Annotated in this window: 23 protein-coding genes; 19 read left to right on the forward strand and 4 right to left on the reverse strand. The window is 66.9% G+C overall.

What is annotated here, in order from left to right:
- Positions 1–6: 6 nt before the first annotated feature.
- From KY496_RS03110 to KY496_RS03170, 13 genes are all read left to right on the forward strand, one after another.
- Positions 7–939, forward strand: a complete 933-nt coding sequence (locus tag KY496_RS03110) for an agglutinin biogenesis protein MshI (protein ID WP_071363106.1) — start codon at positions 7–9, stop codon at positions 937–939.
- A complete protein-coding gene (locus KY496_RS03115) occupies positions 936–1,583 on the forward strand; it encodes a hypothetical protein (RefSeq protein WP_184237599.1) in 648 nt (215 codons plus the stop codon). Before KY496_RS03110 ends, KY496_RS03115 begins: the two co-directional genes overlap by 4 nt.
- Positions 1,580–2,248: a type II secretion system protein GspM gene (gspM, locus tag KY496_RS03120; protein WP_184237597.1), complete on the forward strand. Its 669-nt coding sequence runs from the start codon at positions 1,580–1,582 to the stop codon at positions 2,246–2,248. The genes KY496_RS03115 and gspM overlap by 4 nt, the downstream gene beginning before the upstream one ends.
- Positions 2,233–2,592 (forward strand): hypothetical protein, encoded by a 360-nt coding sequence (locus KY496_RS03125; protein WP_071363103.1) that lies wholly within the window; start codon positions 2,233–2,235, stop codon positions 2,590–2,592. Before gspM ends, KY496_RS03125 begins: the two co-directional genes overlap by 16 nt.
- A 14-nt stretch (positions 2,593–2,606) precedes the next feature.
- Positions 2,607–4,421 (forward strand): pilus (MSHA type) biogenesis protein MshL, encoded by a 1,815-nt coding sequence (gene mshL / locus KY496_RS03130; protein WP_005670146.1) that lies wholly within the window; start codon positions 2,607–2,609, stop codon positions 4,419–4,421.
- On the forward strand, positions 4,421–5,311 hold the full coding sequence (locus KY496_RS03135) for an ExeA family protein (RefSeq protein ID WP_005670148.1): 891 nt from the start codon (positions 4,421–4,423) through the stop codon (positions 5,309–5,311). The genes mshL and KY496_RS03135 overlap by 1 nt, the downstream gene beginning before the upstream one ends.
- Positions 5,308–6,330 (forward strand): tetratricopeptide repeat protein, encoded by a 1,023-nt coding sequence (locus KY496_RS03140; protein WP_219863841.1) that lies wholly within the window; start codon positions 5,308–5,310, stop codon positions 6,328–6,330. Before KY496_RS03135 ends, KY496_RS03140 begins: the two co-directional genes overlap by 4 nt.
- Before the next feature lie 61 nt (positions 6,331–6,391).
- Complete coding sequence (locus KY496_RS03145) at positions 6,392–7,669, forward strand: TonB C-terminal domain-containing protein (RefSeq protein ID WP_157225696.1); 1,278 nt, start codon at positions 6,392–6,394, stop codon at positions 7,667–7,669.
- Between the two features lie 81 nt (positions 7,670–7,750).
- Complete coding sequence (locus KY496_RS03150) at positions 7,751–8,647, forward strand: SPFH domain-containing protein (RefSeq protein ID WP_005670155.1); 897 nt, start codon at positions 7,751–7,753, stop codon at positions 8,645–8,647.
- A 12-nt stretch (positions 8,648–8,659) separates the two neighbouring features.
- Positions 8,660–8,851 (forward strand): hypothetical protein, encoded by a 192-nt coding sequence (locus KY496_RS03155; RefSeq protein WP_005670157.1) that lies wholly within the window; start codon positions 8,660–8,662, stop codon positions 8,849–8,851.
- Positions 8,841–9,197 (forward strand): translation initiation factor Sui1, encoded by a 357-nt coding sequence (locus KY496_RS03160; RefSeq protein WP_005670158.1) that lies wholly within the window; start codon positions 8,841–8,843, stop codon positions 9,195–9,197. The genes KY496_RS03155 and KY496_RS03160 overlap by 11 nt, the downstream gene beginning before the upstream one ends.
- Before the next feature lie 174 nt (positions 9,198–9,371).
- Positions 9,372–10,703, forward strand: coding sequence for a hemolysin family protein (locus KY496_RS03165; protein ID WP_005670160.1), 1,332 nt, complete (start codon positions 9,372–9,374; stop codon positions 10,701–10,703).
- Positions 10,704–10,819: 116 nt separating this feature from the next.
- The gene (locus KY496_RS03170; protein WP_184237574.1) at positions 10,820–11,296 is read left to right on the forward strand and encodes a hypothetical protein; all 477 of its coding nucleotides are present in this window, start codon (positions 10,820–10,822) and stop codon (positions 11,294–11,296) included.
- Between the two features lie 3 nt (positions 11,297–11,299).
- On the opposite strand, the gene KY496_RS03175 is transcribed toward KY496_RS03170, so the two are convergent.
- Both KY496_RS03175 and KY496_RS03180 read right to left on the reverse strand, forming a co-directional pair.
- The gene (locus tag KY496_RS03175; protein ID WP_219863843.1) at positions 11,300–12,457 is read right to left on the reverse strand and encodes a pyridoxal phosphate-dependent aminotransferase; all 1,158 of its coding nucleotides are present in this window, start codon (positions 12,455–12,457) and stop codon (positions 11,300–11,302) included.
- 36 nt (positions 12,458–12,493) lie between these two features.
- The gene (locus KY496_RS03180; protein WP_005670167.1) at positions 12,494–12,949 is read right to left on the reverse strand and encodes a putative toxin-antitoxin system toxin component, PIN family; all 456 of its coding nucleotides are present in this window, start codon (positions 12,947–12,949) and stop codon (positions 12,494–12,496) included.
- Positions 12,950–12,985: 36 nt separating this feature from the next.
- Between KY496_RS03180 and yaaA the strand changes: the two genes are divergently transcribed.
- Complete coding sequence (gene yaaA, locus KY496_RS03185) at positions 12,986–13,756, forward strand: peroxide stress protein YaaA (RefSeq protein ID WP_005670169.1); 771 nt, start codon at positions 12,986–12,988, stop codon at positions 13,754–13,756.
- 54 nt (positions 13,757–13,810) lie between these two features.
- Here yaaA and KY496_RS03190 read toward each other — a convergent pair whose 3' ends face one another.
- Positions 13,811–14,650 (reverse strand): outer membrane protein assembly factor BamD, encoded by an 840-nt coding sequence (locus tag KY496_RS03190; protein ID WP_005670171.1) that lies wholly within the window; start codon positions 14,648–14,650, stop codon positions 13,811–13,813.
- Between the two features lie 64 nt (positions 14,651–14,714).
- Between KY496_RS03190 and KY496_RS03195 the strand changes: the two genes are divergently transcribed.
- On the forward strand, positions 14,715–15,809 hold the full coding sequence (locus KY496_RS03195) for an RluA family pseudouridine synthase (protein ID WP_005670173.1): 1,095 nt from the start codon (positions 14,715–14,717) through the stop codon (positions 15,807–15,809).
- On the forward strand, positions 15,806–16,597 hold the full coding sequence (gene pgeF / locus KY496_RS03200; protein ID WP_005670175.1) for a peptidoglycan editing factor PgeF: 792 nt from the start codon (positions 15,806–15,808) through the stop codon (positions 16,595–16,597). The genes KY496_RS03195 and pgeF overlap by 4 nt, the downstream gene beginning before the upstream one ends.
- Before the next feature lie 26 nt (positions 16,598–16,623).
- On the opposite strand, the gene KY496_RS03205 is transcribed toward pgeF, so the two are convergent.
- The gene (locus KY496_RS03205) at positions 16,624–16,929 is read right to left on the reverse strand and encodes a hypothetical protein (protein WP_085986727.1); all 306 of its coding nucleotides are present in this window, start codon (positions 16,927–16,929) and stop codon (positions 16,624–16,626) included.
- On the opposite strand from KY496_RS03205, the gene phaC reads away from it, so the two are divergent.
- The 3 genes from phaC (at position 16,928) to rimO (ending at position 21,015) form a co-directional block, all read left to right on the forward strand.
- Positions 16,928–18,694, forward strand: a complete 1,767-nt coding sequence (phaC, locus tag KY496_RS03210; protein WP_219863845.1) for a class I poly(R)-hydroxyalkanoic acid synthase — start codon at positions 16,928–16,930, stop codon at positions 18,692–18,694. The genes KY496_RS03205 and phaC overlap by 2 nt on opposite strands.
- Positions 18,695–18,900: 206 nt before the next feature.
- Positions 18,901–19,467 carry a polyhydroxyalkanoate synthesis repressor PhaR gene (phaR, locus tag KY496_RS03215; protein WP_005670179.1) on the forward strand — a complete coding sequence of 189 codons (567 nt, stop codon included), beginning with the start codon at positions 18,901–18,903 and terminating at the stop codon, positions 19,465–19,467.
- 99 nt (positions 19,468–19,566) lie between these two features.
- Positions 19,567–21,015: a 30S ribosomal protein S12 methylthiotransferase RimO gene (gene rimO / locus KY496_RS03220; protein WP_221434644.1), complete on the forward strand. Its 1,449-nt coding sequence runs from the start codon at positions 19,567–19,569 to the stop codon at positions 21,013–21,015.
- The last annotated feature ends 14 nt before the right edge of the window (positions 21,016–21,029 follow it).

A 21,029-nucleotide genomic window follows, 5' to 3' on the forward strand; every position in this document is an offset into this window, starting at 1 on the left:
GCTTGCATGCGTTTGTTTAAGAAAGCGAAAAGAAGGGATGGCTGGCTGACCGTGGCGCTCCATCGCGATGGCATGGCGCTTGCAAGCGTCGAGCGTCATCCGGATGGCAAGCCGCTGGTGCATCTGGCCCAGTTCCTTCCGGGATCGACCGGAGCCGACGCGCTCGAGAAGGCCGGGCGCGACGTGCAGGCGCATCTGCGCCACTGCATCGCCTTGCTGTCCGGCGGCGAATACCAGATCCTCAACGTCGAAGCGCCGAACGTGCCGCGCGAGGAAATGAAGACGGCGATCCGCTGGCGCCTGAAGGACATCCTCGATTTTCCGGCGCTCGAGGCCACCATCGACGTGCTCGACATCCCGCTCGACGCCAACGCGCGCGCCCAGCAATCGATCTTCGCGGTCGCCGCCCGCAACACCGTGATCCAGCCGCGCCAGAAGCTGTTCCTCGACGCGAAAGTCGACCTGCACGCGATCGACATCCCCGAGATGGCCCAGCGTAACGTGTCGGCCATGCTGGAGCCGGAAGGGCGCGGCGTCGCCATGCTCTCGTTCGGCGACGACGGCGGCCTGCTGACCGTGTCGTATCGCGGCGAACTGTACCTGTCGCGCCGCTTCGACGTCACCCTGGCCCAGCTGCTCGAGCCGGACCACGAGCGCAAGCACCAGGCCTTCGACAAGATCACGCTGGAGCTGCAACGCTCGCTCGACCATTTCGAGCGCCAGTACTCCTTCATCAGCGTTGCCAAGCTGGTGCTGGGACCGTCGGCCGTGAGCGGCCTGGACGAATACCTGTCGAGCAATCTGTACACGCCGGTCGAGACGCTCGACCTGGCCACGCTATTCGACCTGTCGCGCACGCCCGCGCTGGCGGACCAGGCGCAGCAGCAGCGTTTCTTTCTCGCGATCGGCGCCGCGCTGCGCGAAGGCGGGGCCGCATGAAGCAACAGATCAACCTGTTCAATCCGGCCTTCCAGCCGCAGAAGCAGGTACTGTCGAGCGCCACCATCGCGCTGGCGGTCGGCGCCGTGCTCGCCGGCGTCGCCATCCTCGCCGTCATCGGCAAGATGGAAACGGCCGAACTGCGGCGCCAGGCCGACAGCGGCGCCGTCCAGCTCGAGAAACGCCAGGCGCGCCTGGCGTCGGCCAACCGCGAATTCGTCCCGCGCCAGAAGGATGCGACGCTGGAGGCGCAGATCGCCGAGGCCAACACGCAACTGGCCGCGATGCGCCACATCTCCGGTGCGCTGTCGCGCGGCGAACTGGGCGACACGGGCGGCTTCGCCGGCTATTTCAGGGCGCTGGCGCGCCAGAGCGCGCAAGGCCTGTGGCTGACCGGCGTGACGGTCGGCGCCGGCGGCGCGCAGATCGGGATCAAGGGCCGCACGGTCGATCCGGCCATGGTGCCGGGCTACCTGAACCGCCTGACCCATGAGCCGCTGATGCAAGGCAAGTCGTTCGCCAGCCTGCAGATCGGCGAAGCCGCGCCGCTGCAGGTGCCGGATGCGGACGGCAAGCCCGCCACGCGCCCGGCGCCCTACATCGAATTCAGCCTGCAATCGGTGCCTGAGGAGCAGGGCAAATGAAGGAGCGGATCCTGACCCTGCGCGCGCGCATCGACGCGCTGTCGCTGCGCGAACGCGCCCTGGTGTGCCTGGCGGCGTGCGCGCTGCTGGCCTTCCTCGGCCACGCGCTGGTGCTGGCGCCGATGGAAGCGGCCCAGGAGGCGCTGCGCGCCCAGATCGCCCAGCAGCGCAGCGGGATGGCGGCCATCGACGAGGCCATCACCGGCCGCGTGCAAGCCTTCCAGCACGACCCCGACGCGCAAGCGCGCACGCGCCTGAATGCGCTGCGCCAGGAGATGGGCCAGCTTGGCGACCAGCTGCTGGCCATCGAGCACGGCCTGGTGCCGCCCGAGCGCATGGGGCCGCTGATCGACGGCATCCTGCGCGCCAACGGGCGCCTGAAACTGGTGTCGATGCGCACCTTGCCGGTCGAGCCGCTGGCGGGACCGGGAACGCCGGCGCCGGCGCCCGCGCCGGCCGCCGCCCCCTTGCTGTACCGCCACGGCATCGAAGTCACGGTGCGCGGCAATTATCTCGACATGGTCGACTACATGAGCGCACTCGATGCGATGCCGACCCGGATGTTCTGGGGCCGCGCCCAGCTCGACGTGGAGGAGTATCCCGCCGCGCGCCTGACGCTCACCCTGCATACCCTGAGCCTGGACCGACAATGGATGAAGCTGTGAAGAACCTGTTCCTGACCGTGCTGGCCTGCCTGGCGCTGGCCCAACCCGCGAGCGCGCAGGCGCTGCTCGACCCGACCCGCCCGCCGCCGGGCATGGACCGGATCGCGCCGCAGGCCACCGCCGCCGACGATGCGCCGCGCCTGCAATCGGTGCTGATCGCGCGCCATGCGGGCGGCCGTCACGTGGCCGTGATCGACGGCGAGACGGTGCGCCTGGGCGAGACCTTCAAGGGCGCGCGCGTGGCGCGCGTCAGCGCCAACGAGGTCGTGCTGGTGCGCGGCAGCGAACGCCAGGTGCTGCGCATGGACGCGCCGCTGCCGGGCATGACGCCGGCCGCCAAATGACAAGGGATTCCACCATGACGAAGCTTTTCGCGACTCCCTGCGCGCTGGCCGCGGCGCTGTTGCTGGCCGCTTGCCAGAGCGCGCCGCCGAACGCCACCTACGACGCCATCGCCCAGGAGATGGCCAAGGCCAACAGCCAGCCGGCGCCGCGCCCGGCGGTCGACGATGCGGTGGCCAATGCGCTGCTGCCGCCGGCCGCGACCCTGGCCAGCCAGCTGCCGAAAGCGCGGCCGGCGCTCGAGGAGCGCTTCAATGTCGCCTTCAACAACGTGCCGGCGCAGCAGTTCTTCCGCTCGATCGTGGCCGGCACCCGCTACAACATGCTGGTGCACCCGGACGTGAGCGGCAATATCAGCGCCAACCTGAAGGACGTGACCCTGGTCGAGACGCTGGAAGCGGTGCGCGACATGTACGGCTACGACTACAGGATCGATGGCGCGCGCATCAGCATCCGTCCGCTGACCATGCAGACCCGGATGTTCCAGGTGAACTACCTGACCGCCAGCCGGCGCGGGATGTCGAACACGCGCGTGTCCTCGACCTCGGTGGCGGACGCCGGCAATAACAGTAACAACGGCGGCAACAACAGCGGCGGGATGGGGCAGGGCTTCGGCAACCAGGACGGGCAGAACGGCCAGAACGGCCAGAACGGCCAGAACGGCAACAACCTGAACGGCCAGCGCCAGCTCAACAGCACCGACGTCCAGACCCGCTCCGACAACGACTTCTGGAAAGACCTGAAGGAATCGATCGTCGCCATCGTCGGCACGCTCGAAGGCGGACGCAGCGTGGTGGTCAGCCCGCAGTCCGGCGTGCTGGTGATCCGCGCCATGCCGGACGAATTGCGCAACGTCGATGCCTACCTGAAGGCGACCCAGCTGTCGGTGGACCGCCAGGTGATCCTGGAAGCGAAGATCCTCGAGGTGGAACTGTCCGACAGCTACCAGAGCGGCATCAACTGGGCCTCGTTCGCTTCGTTCCGCGGCGGCACCGCCAACCGCGTCTCGGGCGGCATGATCGCGCCCGGCGCGAACCTGGCGCCGCTGCCCTACGGCGGCGGCCAGCCGGCCGTGATCAACAACGGCTCGGGCCTGTCGGCCAGCACCGGCTTCTCGCTGTCGAACGCGGCCAGCGCGGCCGGTTCGCTGTTCGGCTTCGCCTTCCAGACCAATAACTTCGCGGCCCTGATCACCTTCCTGGAGTCGCAGGGCAGCGTGCACGTGCTGTCCAGCCCCCGCATCGCGGCGATCAACAACCAGAAGGCCGTGCTCAAGATCGGCACCGACGAATTTTTCGTCACCGGCATTACCAACAACATCAACACCACCAACAGCAGCACCATCGTCAGCCCGAGCGTGACGGTGCAGCCGTTCTTCTCGGGCGTGGTGCTGGACGTGACGCCGCAGATCGACGATAAAGGGAATATTCTGCTGCACGTGCACCCGTCGGTGAGCCAGGTCACGACCGTCAACAAGGACGTCGACCTCGGTTCTGGCGGCACCCTGCGCCTGCCGCTGGCGGCGTCGAGCACCTCGGAGCTCGACAGCATCGTGCGCGGCCGCGACGGCCAGGTGGTCGCGATCGGCGGCCTGATGCGCCAGGCCTCGAGCGGCGACACCGACCAGCTGCCGGGCGCCGACAAGATCCCGCTGCTGGGCAATCTGTTCCGCAACAAGAACCGCACGAGCCAGAAGCGCGAGCTGGTGGTGCTGATCAAGCCGACCATCGTCGAAGGGGCGAGCGACTGGAGCCAGGACATGCTCGACGCCGGCCGCCGCATCGAACAGCTCGATCCGCGCAGCCGCGGCCGTACTTTGGACGCGGACTGATGTACGCGGCGCACTTCGGCCTGCGCGAGCTGCCGTTCGGGATCACGCCCGACACCAGCTTCTTCTTCGGCAGCCCGCGTTCGCAGGAAGCGCTGAACACGCTGCTGGTGGCGACCCGCGGCGGCGAAGGCTTCATCAAGATCACCGGCGAAGTCGGCACCGGCAAGACGCTGTTGTGCCGCAAGTTCATGGCCACGCTGGGCGAGGGCTTCGTCACCGCCTACATCCCGAATCCCTACCTGGAGCCGCGCACCCTGATGCTGGCGCTGGCCGACGAGCTGGAAATCCCGCTCGAGCGCGACGTCGACCAGCACCAGCTGCTCAAGGCGATCAACCTGCGCCTGCTCGAGCTGGCCGGGCAGGACTTGCGTGTGGTGCTGTGCCTCGACGAGGCGCAGGCGATTCCGGTCGAAAGCCTGGAGGCCCTGCGCCTGTTGACCAATCTCGAGACCGAGAAGAGAAAGCTCCTGCAGATCGTCCTGTTCGGCCAGCCGGAACTGAACCGCAAGCTCGAACTCGCGTCGATTCGCCAGCTGGCCCAGCGCATCACCTTTCATTACCACCTCGGTCCGCTGAGCCGCGACGACCTCGATTTCTATGTGGCGCACCGCCTGCGCGTGGCCGGTTTTACCGGCGCGCGCCTGTTCTCGGGCGCCGCGATCCGTGGCTTGTATAAAGCCAGCGGTGGCGTGCCGCGCCTGGTCAACATCATGGCGCACAAGGCGCTGATGCTCAGCTACGGCCAGGGCAAGCAGCAGGTGATCAAAAGCCACGTGGCGATCGCCGCGCGCGACACGGTGGGCGTGACGCGCACGATCTGGACCTGGTTGCTAGCGGGCGCCGTCGTCGCCGGGGCGGCGGCCGGCTTGGCCTGGGCGTTGGCGCTATGAGCCTGATCAACAAGATGCTGCAAGACCTCGATGCGCGCGCCGGCCAGCCCGGCGCCGCGCCGCTGCCGGCCGACGTGCGCCTGGCGCCGGCGCCCGAGCCGAGGGCGAGGTGGATGCGTGGCGCGCTGGCGGGCGGGGCGGTGATCGCCGCCGCCGCTGCCGGCGTGATCGGCTGGCAGGACATGGGCGAGCCGCAGGCGCCGGTGGCTGCGGCTGCGCCGGCGCAGCCTGCGGCGCTCGCGCTGCCGGTGGCGGCGCCGGTGCCAGTGGTGGACGTTGCGCCGCCACCACCGCCGCCTGCGCCGCAGTCCGTGCCGGAGCCCGAGCCGGAACCGGCGCAGGCTCCGCCAGCACCGCCCAGGGACACCGCGCGTGCGTCGGCCAGGGCCGCGCCCGCGCCCGCGCCACGCAAGCCGGCGGCGCCCGCCGTCGTGGGCGGCCGCAGCGAGACGGCGGCGCAGCGCACCGAGAACACCTACCGGCGCGCGTTGCTGGCGCTGGAAGACGGCCGCGTCACCGAGGCGATCGCGACCCTGCAGGCCGCCCTGAAGCTCGATCCGCGCCATGAGGCGTCGCGGCAAACGCTGGTGGGCCTCCTGATCGAGGCCAGGCGGCCGGACGAGGCGATGCGCCAGCTGCAGGCGGCGCTGGCCCTCGATGCGCGCCAGCCTTCGCTGGCGATGTTGCTGGCGCGCCTGCAGCTGGAGCGGGGCGGCCCTGCGCTCGACACCTTGACGCGCACCCTGCCGCATGCGGCAGGCAATGGCGAGTACCACGCCTTCCTGGCCGGCGTGCTGCAGCGCGAAGGCCGTCATCGCGAAGCGGCCGGGCATTACCAGGCCGCGCTGCGCACCGCGCCGGGCAATGGCGTGTGGTGGATGGGCCTGGGCATCTCGCTGCAGGCCGAGAAGCGCGATCCGGAAGCGGTGGCGGCGTTCTGGCAGGCGCTGGGCAGCGGGACGCTGTCGCCCGAACTGACGGCCTTCGTCGAGCGCCGCCTGGGACAGCTCGAGCGCTAGCGGCCGGCCATTCATGTTGTTGTGATAGCATCGCCGGGTTCGTTTCATCCCTGGCATTTATTTGCAAACTCACGTGGCCACATCGACGCAGTTCGTCCCTCCAGCGGCGCCATGGCGCATGCGCATGGCGTTAGCGCTGTCCGTGCTGCTTCATGTGCTGTTATTGGGCATTCCCATGGAAGGGGAAGTCTTCGGGCTGTCCGGCCTGCGCTTCCCGTGGGAAGAGCGGCGGCTGGCGGCGCGCGATCTGCAGATCGTGCTGGCGCCCGCGGCGCCCGCTGCCGCGCCAGCGCCGATCCCGGCGCCTCCGACACCATCCGCCCCTGTTCCACGCAAGCCGGCGGCGGCTGCGCTGCCAGCAAGCGCGCCGGTCCCGCCGCCGGCAGCCGAGCCCCCCGCCCCAGCGCCATCCCGCAGCGACGCCATTGCAAGGGTGGCAGCCGATCCCGAACCCGAACCCGAACCCGAACCCGAACCCGAACCCGATCGCGACGCCGCGGAGCAGGCGCGCGAGGTCGAGCTGATCGCGCTCGCGCGTGAGCAGGCCGAACGCGAGGCGAGCGCGCGCGTGGAGGCCGAACGGATCGCAGCGCGTCGGCGGGAAGAGGCGCGTCTCGAAGCCGAGCGTCTCGAAGCCTTGCAGCAGGCGCAGAAGGCGGAACAGGAGGCGGCGGCGCAGCGCGAGGCCGCGCGCCAGGAAGCAATCCAGCAAGAGCAGGCGCGGCAGGAACAAGCTAGGCAGGAACAAGCGAGGCAGGAACAAGCGAGGCTTGACCAAGCGCAGCGCGAACAGGAACGTGCAAGCGAGGCCCAGGCCCAGGCCAGCCAGGCGGCGGCGCAACAGGGGCCGGGCGATCGGGGCCCTCCCGCGCAACTGGCGCCACGCGCCGAACGGCTGCGCGCGATCGCCGAACAGCTCTCACGCGAAGCCGCCGGGCGCGACCGTGCGGGCAGTGCGCCGGGTGTGCCGCCACCCACGGTCAGCGGCCTGCGCCGTGGCTGGCTGTTCGGACGCGCCGACCCCAACCAGGACCTGGTCCTGTATGCGCAAGCCATGGGCCGCAAGATCGAATTGAACCGGACGCTGGACATGGTGCGCGAAGCGGTGAAGCAGCCGCATACGCAGCCGGTCGTGACGGTGGCGGTACGCGCCGACGGTTCGGTGGAGAAGGTCACGTTCGAGACGTCGAGCGGGGTGCCGGCGATCGACGACGGCATCCGCAGGATCATCGCGAGCCAGGCGCCATACGGTCCGTTCCCGCCGGCGCTGGCGCGGCAGTACGACGTGGTCGAGATCCGGCGCACCTGGCTGTTCGACGTCGCCGTACGCTTGCAATAAATGTCATAAAGTTGCTTGACAAGAACTCGCCGTGATCCTAAAGTGATATCACTTTGATGTTATTTACACGAGGAGACAAGCATGCACGCAGCACATACGCGCCGTGAATCGGCGTTTTCGTCGGCAAATGGCTATCTGGCGGCCTGCGCCGGGATCGTCCTGCTGCTGTTGTCCGCCTATCTCTTCAAGAGGATGGCCGAGTCGTCGGACGGCTTGTGGTTCCTGCTCGCCAGCGTGGTGGTCGGCATCGGGGGCCTGTTGCTCCTGAGCGGCCTCTACATGCTGCAGCCGAACGAGAGCGCGATCCTGACCCTGTTCGGCAAGTACATCGGCACCGACCGCAGCGAAGGGTTGCGCTGGGCCTTCCCGTTCTACGTCAAGCGCCGCCTGTCGCTGCGCGCCCGCAACTTCAATGCGCCGACGCTCAAGGTCAACGACAAGCGCGGCAACCCGGTCGAGATCAGCGCGGCGGTGGTCTGGCGCGTGCGCGACACCGCCCAGGCCGTGTTCGAGGTGGACGACTTCGAGCGCTATGTGTCGATCCAGGCCGAAGCAGCGCTGCGCCACCTGGCGTCGCAGTATGCCTACGACGAAGGCGAAGACCTGGCCCCGGGCGAGACCACCTTGCGCGCCGGCATGGACGTGGTGGCCGATACGCTCAAGGGCGAGCTGCAGGCGCGCTTCGAGGCGGCCGGCGTCGAGGTGCTCGACGCCAAGCTGACGCACCTGGCCTATGCCGCCGAGATCGCGCAGGTCATGCTGCGCCGCCAGCAGGCCGAAGCCATCATCAGCGCCCGCGCTAAAATCGTGCATGGCGCCGTGAGCATGGTGGAGACGGCCCTGAAAGGCCTGTCCGAGCGCGGCATCGTCGAGCTCGACGACGAGCGCAAGGCGGCGATGGTCAGCAATCTGCTCGTCGTGCTGTGCTCGGACAAGGAAACCCAGCCGATCGTGAATACCGGCACCCTGTACAACTAGCAGCGAAACGGCATGGCAAGTCCCGGCAAAAAAGCGTTCCCCCTGCGGATCGATCCAGCCCTGTGGGAGGAACTGCAGCGTCTCGCGGCGCGCGACCTGCGCAGCGTGAACGCGCAGATCGAGTTCCTGCTGCGCGAGAGCCTGGCCCGCCGCGGCGTGAAAGTCGGGGAAGCAAAGACCAGAAGTGGTGAAGATGAAACGTAGTTCGAGCGGTGGCCTGGTCTATTCCACCGAGAGCGGGCGCATGTGCCCCGACTGCCGGCAGCCGGTCGCCGCCTGCGCCTGCTCGGCCGCGGCGCGTGTGGTCGGGGACGGCGTGGTGCGCGTCTCGCGCCAGTCGAAAGGGCGGGGCGGCAAGACGGTCACGCTGGTCAAGGGCGTGGCGCTCGATCCGGTTGCGCTGGCGCTGCTGGGCAAGCAGCTGCGCACGGCCTGCGGTTCGGGCGGCACCGTCAAGGATGGCGTGATCGAAGTCCAGGGCGACCATTGCGAGCTGGTGATGGATACGTTGACCAGGCTGGGTCACGCGCCGAAACGGGCCGGGGGCTGAGCTGCGGCGGCGGCCCGCCCGCCGGGCAAGAGCGGTCAAGAGGGCAGCCATGTGCTAAAGTGACATGATTGCTGGTTGCGGACGCGACCGGCACGCCTTGATCCGCGCATGGCGGACGAGGCGGCGCGTATTCCCCCGGTCAAAGCGACCCAAATAATAAACCCCGGGTGTCCCATGAATCTGTTCGAACATTTGGCTGTCCTGGCGCTGCTGGTGCTGGCGGCCGGCTTCCTGTCGTTGACCGAGATCGCGCTCGCCGGCGCACGCAAGATCAAGCTGAAACTGCTGGCCGAGGCCGGCGACGAGCGGGCCCAGAAGGTGATGTCGCTGCAGGCCCAGTCGGCCGACTTTTTCGCCGCGTCGCAACTTGGCCTGAACGCCATCGCCATCCTCGGCGGCATCCTGGGCGAGGGCGCCCTGCGGCCGTTCTTCCTCGACTGGCTGTCGCTGTTCTACAGCGGCCCGGGCCGCGACAACGTGGCCTTCGCGCTCTCTTTCGTGTTCGTCACGACCCTGTTCGTGCTGTTCTCGGACCTGATGCCCAAGCGCCTGGCGATGATCGCCCCCGAGGCCACGGCGATGGCCGTGATCCGCCCGGTGCTGTTCGTGATCCGCCTGTTCCGGCCATTTTCCTGGGCGCTGAACAAGATCGCCAATATGCTGTTCCGCCTGTTCGGGGTCGACATGACGCGCGAAGACCGCATCACCTTCGACGAGATCTCGGCCGTCGTCGAAGCCGGCGCCCAGGCCGGTGTGTTGCAGAAGCAGGAGCAGCACTTCATCGAGAACGTGTTCGAGCTCGAATCGCGCACGGTCACCTCGACCATGACGACGCGCGAGAACGTCGTGTTCTTCGACCTGACCGAGCCCGAGGAAAGCATCCGCCAGAAGATCGCCAATCACTCGCTGTCGAAGTTCCCGGTGTGCGACGGCGTGATCGACCGCGTGGTCGGCTATGTCGACACGCGCGACATCCTGGTGCGCCTGCTGAGCAAGCAGACCAGGTTCCAGCTGAGCGAACTGACCATCCGCACGGCCCTGATCATCCCGGACACGCTGACCCTGTCCGAGATGCTCGACCGCTTCAGGTCGAGCAAGGAAACCTTCGCCATCGTCATCAACGAATACGCCTTCGTGGTCGGCGTGATCACGCTGAGCGACATCATGGTCACCGTCATGGGCCGCTGGGGCAGCCCGCTCGAAGCCGACCAGCAGACCTTGCAGCGCGACGACGGCTCGTGGCTGATCGACGGCAGCACGCCGGTGGCCGACATGAAGCGGGTGCTCGACCTGCAGTCGCTGCCCGAGGAAGAACGCTACGAAACGGCGGCCGGCTTCATGATGTACATGCTGCGCAAGGTGCCCAAGCCGACCGACAGCGTCGAGCATGAGGGCATGCGCTTCGAGGTGGTCGACGTCGACCACTACCGGATCGACCAGTTGCTGGTGAAGCGCCTGGAACGCGCCGACACGTCGCCCCTGTCGGTGGGTTCGCTGACCGACTAGGCAGGGGCGCCGGCGTCACGGCTGAGCCGTGCGTCAATATATCGCGCGCTTTGGTAGCCTGAGCTGGTCCGGCTCGCACGTGGATGCGGGCCGCCACCAACCACAGGAGCCCTTACATGTCTATCCGCAACCTGCTTTCTTCGATCCTGATCGGCGCCGTCGCCAGCGCGCGCTCGATGACGCCCATGGCCACCATCGCCACCGCGCGCCTGGCCGGCCGCGGCACCTCGGGCGACCTGTTCCTGCTGGACCGCCCGACCTTCAAGTATGGCGCGCTGGCGATGGGCGTCGGCGAGCTGCTCGGCGACAAGATGAAGAGCGCGCCCGACCGCACCGTCTTTCTCGGCCTGCTGGCGCGCGTGATGAGCGCGGGGATCGCCGGCGCGGCCTTGGCGCCGAAAGGCAGGGAAAAGGCGGGCGCCGCGGCCGCGGTGGCCACCGCCGTGCCGTTGGCCTACCTGACCCTGGCCGGGCGCAAGCAGGCGATGGCGCGCATCGGCCAGACCAGGAGCGGCTTGATCGAGGACGCGCTGGTCGTGGCCGCCGGCGCCGCGATCGTGGCGATGGCCACCAAGCCGCAGCGCGGCTACTGAGTCCTACAGGCGGCCGAGGCGCTCCAGCGCCAGTTGCAGCGTCGCGTCCTTCTTCGCGAAGCAGAAACGCACCACCCGCGATTCCTTCGGCTGGCCGTAGAAGGCCGACACCGGAATCGCCGCCACCTTGATCTCGGTGGTCAGCCAGCGCGCGAAATCCGCCTCGGACAGGTCGGACACGGCGTCATAGCGCACGCACTGGAAATACGTCCCATCCGACGGCAGCAGGGTAAAGCGCGAGCCGGCCAGGCCGGCGCGGAACAGGTCGCGCTTGGCCTGGTAGAAGGCGGGCAGGTCGCGCCACGGCGCCGGGTCTTGCAGGTAGGCCGCGATCGCGTGCTGCATCGGCGCCGTGACGCAGAATACGTTGTACTGGTGGACCTTGCGGAACTCGGTCATCAATGCCGCTGGCGCCGCCACATGGCCGATCTTCCAGCCGGTGACGTGGAAGGCCTTGCCGAAGCTCGACACCACGAAGGCGCGTTCGGCCAGCCTTGGGTCACGCGATACCGACGCATGCGGCTCGCCGTCGTACACCATGTGCTCGTAGACCTCGTCGGACAGCACCAGGATGGAAGTGCCGTCGACGATCGCCGCCAACGCATCGAGGTCGGCCTGGCGCAGGATGGTCCCGGTCGGGTTGTGCGGCGTGTTCACCACGATCATGCGCGTGCGCGGCGTGACCGCGGCGGCTACCTCATCCCACGGCACGCTGAATCCGGCCTCGTCGAAGCGCATCGCCACCGGCGCCACCACGCCGCCGGCCAGTGCGATTGCCGGCGCATAGCAGTCGTAGGCCGGCTCGATGACGATCACCTCGTCGCCCGGATGCACGACCGCGAGGATCGCCGTGTGGATGGCCTGGCTGGCGCCGACCGTGACGGTGATCTCGGTGTTGGCGTCGTAGCGGTGGCCGTAGGTCGCCTCGATCTTGGCGGCGATCGCCTGGCGCAGCACCGGCATGCCGGTCATGGGCGCGTACTGGTTATGGCCGGCGCGCATCGCCTCGGCCACCAGTTCGACCAGCTTCGGGTCGCAGGCGAAGTCGGGGAAGCCCTGGCCGAGGTTGACGGCGTCATGCTCGAGCGCCAGTTGCGACATCTGGGTGAACACGGTGGTGCCCACTTGGGGCAGGCGGGAGACCAGGGGAGGGAGGCTCATGGGCGTAGGCGGGTGGTGATGATGATGTTGGATAGCTTATTCTAGCTTGCCTTCGGCTCTGGCCTTGAGCCAGGCCTCGGGCAGCATGATGCGAAACAGGCCGGCCTGCGCCGTCTTGCGGCCCAGCTTGAGCAAGGCCTTGTCCTTGCTGATCAGGACCGCAGCGCCGGCGTCGCGCGCCAGTTCCATGAATTTCTGGTCGTCGCGGTCGGTGCACACCGGCAGGCGGATCGGCTTCGCTTCCGGCGCGACCAGGCGCAGCAGGGCGTCGAAGCGGGCCGCGGCCCGTTCGCGGCCGGCCTCGTCCAGCGGCAGATGCGGGTAGCGCAGCACGGCGAGGTATTCATCGCGGCATTCGGCGCGCGTGATCGCGTCGACCTGCTTCGTCTCGATGGCCGCCAGCAGCTCGGCCCAGCGCGGATCGTGGAACACGAACAGGTCGAGCAAGACGTTGGTGTCGATGACGATGGATTCTGCTGGAGCGGTTATCATGTAGCTTGTTTATTTGCGGAAAATTTTTGTTCGTTCATGCTGATTGTCCTGTCCCCCGCCAAGTCGCTCGATCTCGAATCGCCCCTGACCACCAAGCAACATACCACTCCCGACTTCATCCCGCAGGCCGCGGAACTGATCGAGGTGCTGCGCGATTATTCGCCGGCCCGGATCAGCGAGCTGATGGACCTGTCGGATGCCCTCTCGGTGCTGAACGTCGGCCGCTACGCCCACTGGCAGCCCGACCATGCCGAGGCGCGCCCGGCCATCATGTCGTTCAACGGCGACGTGTACACCGGCTTCGACGCCCCGAGCCTGGACGCGCAAGGGCTCAAGTACGTGCAGCGCCATGTGCGCATCCTGTCGGGCCTGTACGGCCTGCTGCGGCCGCTGGACCAGATGCATCCTTACCGCCTCGAGATGGGCACCAAGCTGGCCAACGCGCGTGGCAAGGATCTGTATGCGTTCTGGGGCGAGACCATCACCCGGGCGCTGAACCGCCAGCTGGCCGAGACCCGGTCCACGGCGCTGGTCAACCTGGCCTCGACCGAGTACTTCAAGTCGGTCAAGCCGAAGCTGCTCGATGCGCCGGTGATCGAGCCGGTGTTCCAGGACTGGAAGAACGGCCAGTACAAGATCATTTCGTTCTTCGCCAAGCGCGCCCGCGGCATGATGGCGCGCTATGCGGCCGATCGCGGCATCACCGATCCGGAGCAGCTCAAGGAATTCGACGTCGACGGCTATGCCTATGAGCCGGGCGCTTCGAAGGAGCGCGCGTGGGTGTTCCGCCGCCGGATCGACGCCTGAGCGAGGCCCGGGCCGAAAGGACCGCCGGCGCTGGACGGCGCCGGCGCTGTGATCTTATTCGACCGCGTCCTTCGGCGATGGCTTCGGCCCGCTCTTGGCCCAGAACTTCCACCATGGCGCCTCGCCGCGCGCGTTCGGATTGATGAAGTAGCTGTTCGGATAGTTGAGCAGGAACACGCGCTGGGTATCGTCGCGCAGCAGCGGCATGCCGAGCTTGTCGTAGCTGCGCATCATGATGAACAGCGCTTCTTCGCGCGCCGGCGCGTCGCTGTAGTTGGTCACCGCATCCTGGGCGCGGTTGAGCGCCGCCAGGTAGGCGCCGCGGCGATAGTAGTAATTGGCGACGTGCACTTCGTACTGCGCCATCGCGTTGATCAGGTAGCTCATGCGCTCGATCGAGTCTTGCGCATATTTGCTGTTCGGGAACTTGTCGACCAGGGCCTTGAAGGCGGCGAAGGCTTCGCGCGTCGCGCGCGGATCGCGTTCGGTCGGGTCTTGTTCGTAGACGAAGCTGAAGAAGCCGAGCTGGTCGTTGAAGTTGACCAGGCCGCGCAGGTAATACATATAGTCGACCTGGGCATGGTTCGGGTGCAGCTTGATGAAACGCTCGACCGCGGCCAGCGCCTCGGCCTGGTCGCCCGCTTTGTAGTGGGCGTAGGCGATCTCCATCTGCGCCTGCGTTGCATAGACGCCAAACGGGAAGTTGGTTTCGAGCCGCTGGAACAGCGGAATTGCGGCTTCGTAGTGCCCGCCGGCCATCTCATCGCGCGCCTCAGCGTATAATTTCTCCGCCGACCAGTTTTTGGATTCGTCGGCAGGCTTCGGCAGAACACTGCATGCCGAGAGGCCGACGAGGGCGCAAGTTGCGACCAACACAGACAATTTTTTTTGCATAGCTTTTTGCAGAGAAGTTTTACCTAGATTCAACGAACGGCTGATTATAGCCGATGGGACTGACGTGATATTAACTCCTGCGCCGGATTCGGCGGATTTACCTATTGACCCTGACTTTGACGATGAACTGGAGGCCGGGTTCGCCCCCGCGCCCGGCATCGACCTGTCGCCGATCACGCTGGCGCTGCAAGAGGAACACTGCGGCCAGCGCCTCGACAAGGTGGTGGCCGGCCTCGTGCCCCAGTTCTCGCGCAGCCGCCTGCAGCAATGGTTCGAAAGCGGCCACATCACGGTTGACGGCAAGCCGGCGCGCGGCAAGGACACGGCCTATGGCGACGAGACGATCGTCGTCGAACCGCAGGCCGCGCCCGAGGACACGGCGTTCGCGCCGGAGCCGATGGACCTGAACATCGTCCACGAGGACGACGACATCATCGTCATCAACAAGCCGGCCGGCCTGGTCGTGCATCCCGGCTCGGGCAACTGGAGCGGCACCTTGCTCAACGGCCTGCTGCATCACTGCCCGCAACTGGTGGGCGTGCCGCGCGCCGGCATCGTGCACCGCCTGGACAAGGATACCAGCGGCTTGATGGTGGTCGGCAAGACCCTGGCCGCCCAGACCGACCTGGTGCGCCAGCTGCAGGCGCGCACCGTCAAGCGCGAATACTTCGCGCTGGTCTGGGGCACGCCGCGCGCCTCGGGCACCATCGACAGCCCGATGGGGCGCGACGCCAAGGACCGCGTCAAGATGGCGGTCTCGAACAGCCCGTTCGCCAAGCCGGCGATCACCCATTACGAGCGCGTCGTCACCGGCGAGCTCGATCGTCGTCCGGTGTCGCTGGTGCGCTGCCGCCTCGAGACCGGCCGCACCCACCAGATCCGCGTCCATATGCAGTCGCTGGGCTTCGCGCTGGTGGGCGACGCCGTCTATGGCAAGCGCCACCTGACGCCGGTCTTCCACCGCCAGGCGCTGCAGGCGCGCCGCCTCGGCCTGGTGCATCCGGGCACCGGCGAGCAATGCGAATGGACGGTGCCGCTGGCCGACGACTTCGCCGCGCTGATCGCCCAGGCGGGCATCGAGGAGCCGCAGGACGGCGACGTCAAGAACGAGATCGACGACGAGGATGACGACGACGGCGTCGTCACCTACCGCGTATGACGCATCGAGCGCTTGGCGCCGCCGACCTGGTATGGCCGGACTGGCCCGACCTGCCGGCCTCGATCGGGGCGCTGGCCACCAGTCGCGATGGCGGCATCAGCGCCGCGCCGTATGACGACGGCAAGGGCGGCGGTGGCCTGAACCTGGGCCTGCACGTGAACGACGACCCGGACGCCGTGCGCGCCAACCGCGAGCGCCTGCAAGCCTGGCTGCCTGGTCGTCCGGCCTGGATCGCCCAGGTGCATGGCGCCGACGTGGTCGATGCCGTGAAGGTGGGGCCGGAGCGGCCGGTGTGTACCGGCGACGCCAGCACGGCGACGGCGCCGGGCATCGTGTGCGCGATCCTGACCGCCGACTGCCTGCCGGTGCTGTTCGCCGACCTCGATGGCAAGGTGGTGGGCGCGGCCCACGCCGGCTGGCGCGGCCTGGCCGGCGGCGTGCTGGGCGCGACCGTGAGCGCCATGCGCGCGGCCGGCGCCGGCGAAATCACCGCCTGGATGGGTCCGGCCATCGGTCCCGACGCCTTCGAGGTGGGGCAGGACGTGGTGGACGCCTTCGTGGCGGCGATCCCGGGGGAGGCCACGCGCGCCTGCTTCCGTGACTATCCTGACCGTCCGGGTAAATACCTGGCCGATATGTTCACCCTGGCGCGCCTGATGCTGGCGCGCGACGGCGTCGAACGCGTCCATGGCGGCGGCTTGTGCACCGCCAGCGCGCCCGAGCGCTTCTATTCCTACCGCCGCGACGGCGTCACCGGCCGTCAGGCCAGTTTGATCTGGATCAAGTGACAGATCGGCATCCTGGCCGATACTGCTCAGTCGCCGTCACCATCCGCATCCGATGGGGCGGCGGCATCCCCGGTTCCACCGTTCTCCCCCGGTTTGCGCGGGCCCTGCGCCGCCGTTCGGCTACGCTGCCGACGCCGCTTTGCGCCAGTGAGATAAAAAAGAATGGATAATGGCACTGCGCAATAAAAAACGAAGGTCATGATCCCGCCGACCACCGTCGGTTCGGTCGCCGCCATGAGCACGACAACATATATCCAGGCGATGGCGACGATCCACATGATGTTCTGTTTTTTTGGTTGAAGAGACGAGATTCTAACAACGGATGCCCACATGAACATGCCTGACCCGCAAGCTGTCGCCGCAACCTGGCTGTCCCAATTCACCGATCCCAAGGCCTGGGAGGGCTGGATGAAGATGGCGCCCATGACGCCGCCGCCGGCCTCGGCCAATCCGCTAACCGGTTTCCTGAAAGACGTCGGCGCCGGCATCGACCCGCTCAAGCTCGAATCGATCCGCGACGACTATCTCAAAAAGGGCGCCCAGCTGTGGCAAGATTTTGTGTCGGGCAAGACGCCCGAGCTGCATGACAGGCGCTTCTCGGCTTCCGAATGGACGGCGCATCCGCTGTCGGCATTCTCGGCCGCCTCCTATCTGCTCAATTCCGAGTTCATGCTGGCGCTGGCCGACGCGGTCGAGGCCGGCCCACGCGAGCGCCAGAAGATCCGGTTCGCGGTCCAGCAAATGGTCGACGCCATGTCGCCCGCCAATTTCTTCGCGACGAATCCGGAAGCGCAGAAGAAGATGATCGACACCAAGGGCGAGAGCCTGACCAAGGGCATGGCGAATATGCTGGCCGACCTGCAGAAGGGCCGCATCTCGCAATCGGACGAATCCGCCTTCGAGGTCGGCCGCAACGTCGGCAACACGCCAGGCCAGGTGGTGTTCGAGAACGAGCTGTTCCAGCTGATCCAGTACACCCCTGGCACGCCGACCGTGCGCAGCGTGCCGCTGCTGATGATCCCGCCGTGCATCAACAAGTTCTACATCCTCGACCTGCAGCCCGAGAATTCGCTGGTGCGCTACGCGGTGGAGCAGGGCAATACCGTGTTCATGGTGTCCTGGCGTAATCCGGACCGCAGCCAGGCGAACCTGCGCTGGGACGATTACGTCGAAACCGGCGCGATCCGCGCGCTGGACGTGGTGGGCGACATCACCGGGCAAGAAAAGGCCCATGTGTTCGGCTTCTGCGTCGGCGGCACGATCGCCGCCACCGCGCTGGCGGTGCTGGCCGCGCGCGGCCGCCAGCCGGCCGCCAGCCTGACGCTGCTCACGACCTTGCTCGATTTTTCCGATACCGGCGTGCTCGAAGTGTTCGTCGACGAGGCCCAGGTGGCGCTGCGCGAACAGACCCTGGGCGGCGGCGGCCTGATGCCGGGACGCGACCTGGCGACAACGTTCTCGGCCCTGCGTCCAAACGACCTGGTATGGAACTATGTGCAGCAAAACTATTTGAAGGGCAAGGAACCGCTGGCCTTCGACCTGCTGTACTGGAATGCCGACAGCACCAACCTGCCGGGGCCGATGTTCTGCTGGTACCTGCGCAACACCTACCTGGAAAACAAGCTCAAGAATCCGGGCGCATTGACGGTGTGCGGCGTGCCGGTCGACCTCGGCAAGATCGATGCGCCGGTGTTCATGTACGGCTCGAAGGAAGACCATATCGTGCCATGGCAGGCGGCGTATGCCTCGATGGGGCTGCTCAATCCGAAGAAGCCGAAGGCGAACCGTTTCGTGCTGGGCGCGTCGGGCCATATCGCCGGCGTCATCAATCCGGCGGCGAAGAACAAGCGCAGCTACTGGGTCAACGACGAGGTTGGCAAAGCGGGCGGAAAAGCCGGCGGAAAGTCGCGACCCAGGGACGATGCCGCCTGGTTCGACGGCGCGGTCGAGCACAAGGGGAGCTGGTGGCCGGAGTGGGCAAAATTCCTGGCGCAACACGGCGGCGCCGAGGTGCCGGCGCCAGAGACGCCCGGCAATGCGCAATACACGGCGCTGGAACCGGCGCCCGGCCGCTACGTCAAGGCGCGTGCCGATTGACGGCGGGAGTGGTTTGTTGACAGAAAAGCTAATACAGTGAATAAACTGGTAATTGCTGCACCTGCGTCAATTGCATGGTATGGTGTCTGCTGTCCGTTTACTGCCGACCTGGCAGCGGGGGGGGCAGGAGACGAACCGGCCATGCCGGCGCACACAATTCTAAGTACGAGGCTCACGAAGCCGCGGCGCAACCTATGGAACGAGAGATGAGCAGTGTGAAGAAAAGTACGGAACGCCTGATCAAGAAATACCCGAACCGTCGCCTGTACGACACGCAGACCAGTTCATACATTACGCTGTCCGACGTCAAACAGCTCGTGCTCGACGCCGACGAGTTCACCGTGGTCGATGCCAAGAGCAATGAAGACCTGACCCGTAGCATCCTGCTGCAGATCATCCTCGAAGAGGAAGCCAACGGCGTCCCGATGTTCTCGAGCTCGGTCCTGGCCCAGATCATCCGCTATTACGGCCACGCGATGCAGGGCATGATGGGTTCTTACCTGGAAAAGAACGTGCAAGCCTTCACCGACATCCAGAACAAGTTCACCAGCAACGCCGCCGGCGCGCTCGAAGGCAAGCCGTTCAGCCCCGAGATGTGGACCCAGTTCATGAACGTCCAGGGCCCGATGATGCAGGGCATGATGAACAACTACATCGACCAGAGCAAGAACCTGTTCCTGCAGATGCAGGAGCAGATGCAGAACCAGAGCAAGGCAATGTTCGGCGCTTTCCCGTTCCCGGGCATGCCGACCAATCCGACCGACAAGAAATAAGCGCGTCGCACAGCGCTGCAACACAGCGGCCCGGCGCTCCCACCGGGCCCCCGGGTTCAGGTACAATCGCGGATTGCCCAAATCATTTGTTGTCCGCCCATGCCTGAACTCCGTCGTAATCCTTCTGCCAACTCCAGCAGCATCGCGGCCGCCGCGAAAGCCCCAGCCATCGTCATCCCGACGCCAGCCGCGGGTGTGACTGCGCCGAAGGTCGGCTTCGTCTCGCTCGGCTGCCCGAAGGCGCTGGTCGATTCCGAGCAGATCCTGACCCAGCTGCGCGCCGAAGGCTACCAGACCGCCAAGTCGTACGACGGCGCCGACCTGGTGATCGTCAACACCTGCGGCTTCATCGACGCCGCGGTGCAGGAGTCGCTCGACGCGATCGGCGAGGCGCTGGCCGAGAATGGCAAGGTGATCGTCACCGGCTGCCTGGGCGCCAAGAAGGATGCCGCGGGCGACGACATCATCACCAAGGTGCACCCGAAGGTGCTGGCCGTGACCGGCCCGCACGCCGTGACCGAGGTGATGGAATCGGTGCACCTGCACCTGCCGAAACCGCACGACCCGTTCATCGACCTGGTGCCGGACCACGGCGTCAAGCTCACGCCCAAGCACTACGCCTACCTGAAGATTTCCGAAGGCTGCAACCACCGCTGCAGCTTCTGCATCATCCCGTCGATGCGCGGCGACCTGGTGTCGCGCCGCATCGACGAGGTGCTGCTCGAGGCTGAGAACCTGTTCAAGGCCGGCGTCAAGGAACTGCTGGTGATCTCGCAGGACACGTCCGCCTACGGCGTCGACGTCAAGTTCCGCACCGGCTTCTGGAACGGCCGTCCGATCAAGACCCACATGACGCAGCTGGTCGAAGCGCTGGGCCAGCTGGCGCGCCAGTACGATGCGTGGGTGCGCCTGCACTACGTCTATCCTTACCCGCACGTCGACCAGGCGATCCCGTTCATGGGCGACGGCCATGTGCTGCCTTACCTCGACATCCCGATGCAGCATGCGCATCCCGATGTGTTGAAGCGCATGAAGCGCCCGGCCAGCGGCGAGAAGAACCTCGAGCGCATCCTCAACTGGCGCAAGATGAACCCGGACCTGACGATCCGCTCGACCTTTATTGCCGGCTTCCCGGGCGAGACCGAGGCCGAGTTCGAATACCTGCTGGACTTCCTGAAGGAAGCGCAGATCGACCGCCTGGGCTGCTTCGCCTATTCGCCGGTCGAAGGCGCGACCGCCAACGAGCTGGCCAATCCGGTGCCCGAAGAAGTGCGCGAGGAGCGCCGCGCGCGCGTGATGCTGCTGCAAGAGGAAATCTCGGCCAAGCGCCTGCAGGCGAAGGTCGGCAAGACCTTGCGCGTGCTGGTCGACGAAGTCGGCCCGCGCGAAGCGATCGGTCGCTCGGCCGCAGATGCGCCGGAAATCGACGGCGTGGTCCACATCAAGCGTCCGCTGGTGCCGGGCAAGCAGAAGCTGGCGGTCGGCCAGTTCGCCGACGTGGTCGTGACCCGCGCCGATGCCCACGACCTGTGGGCCAACCCGCTCTGAAGCATTCATCACAA

Origin of the sequence: Massilia sp. NP310, assembly GCF_019443485.1 — a bacterium.
Classification (GTDB): domain Bacteria; phylum Pseudomonadota; class Gammaproteobacteria; order Burkholderiales; family Burkholderiaceae_D; genus Telluria; species Telluria timonae.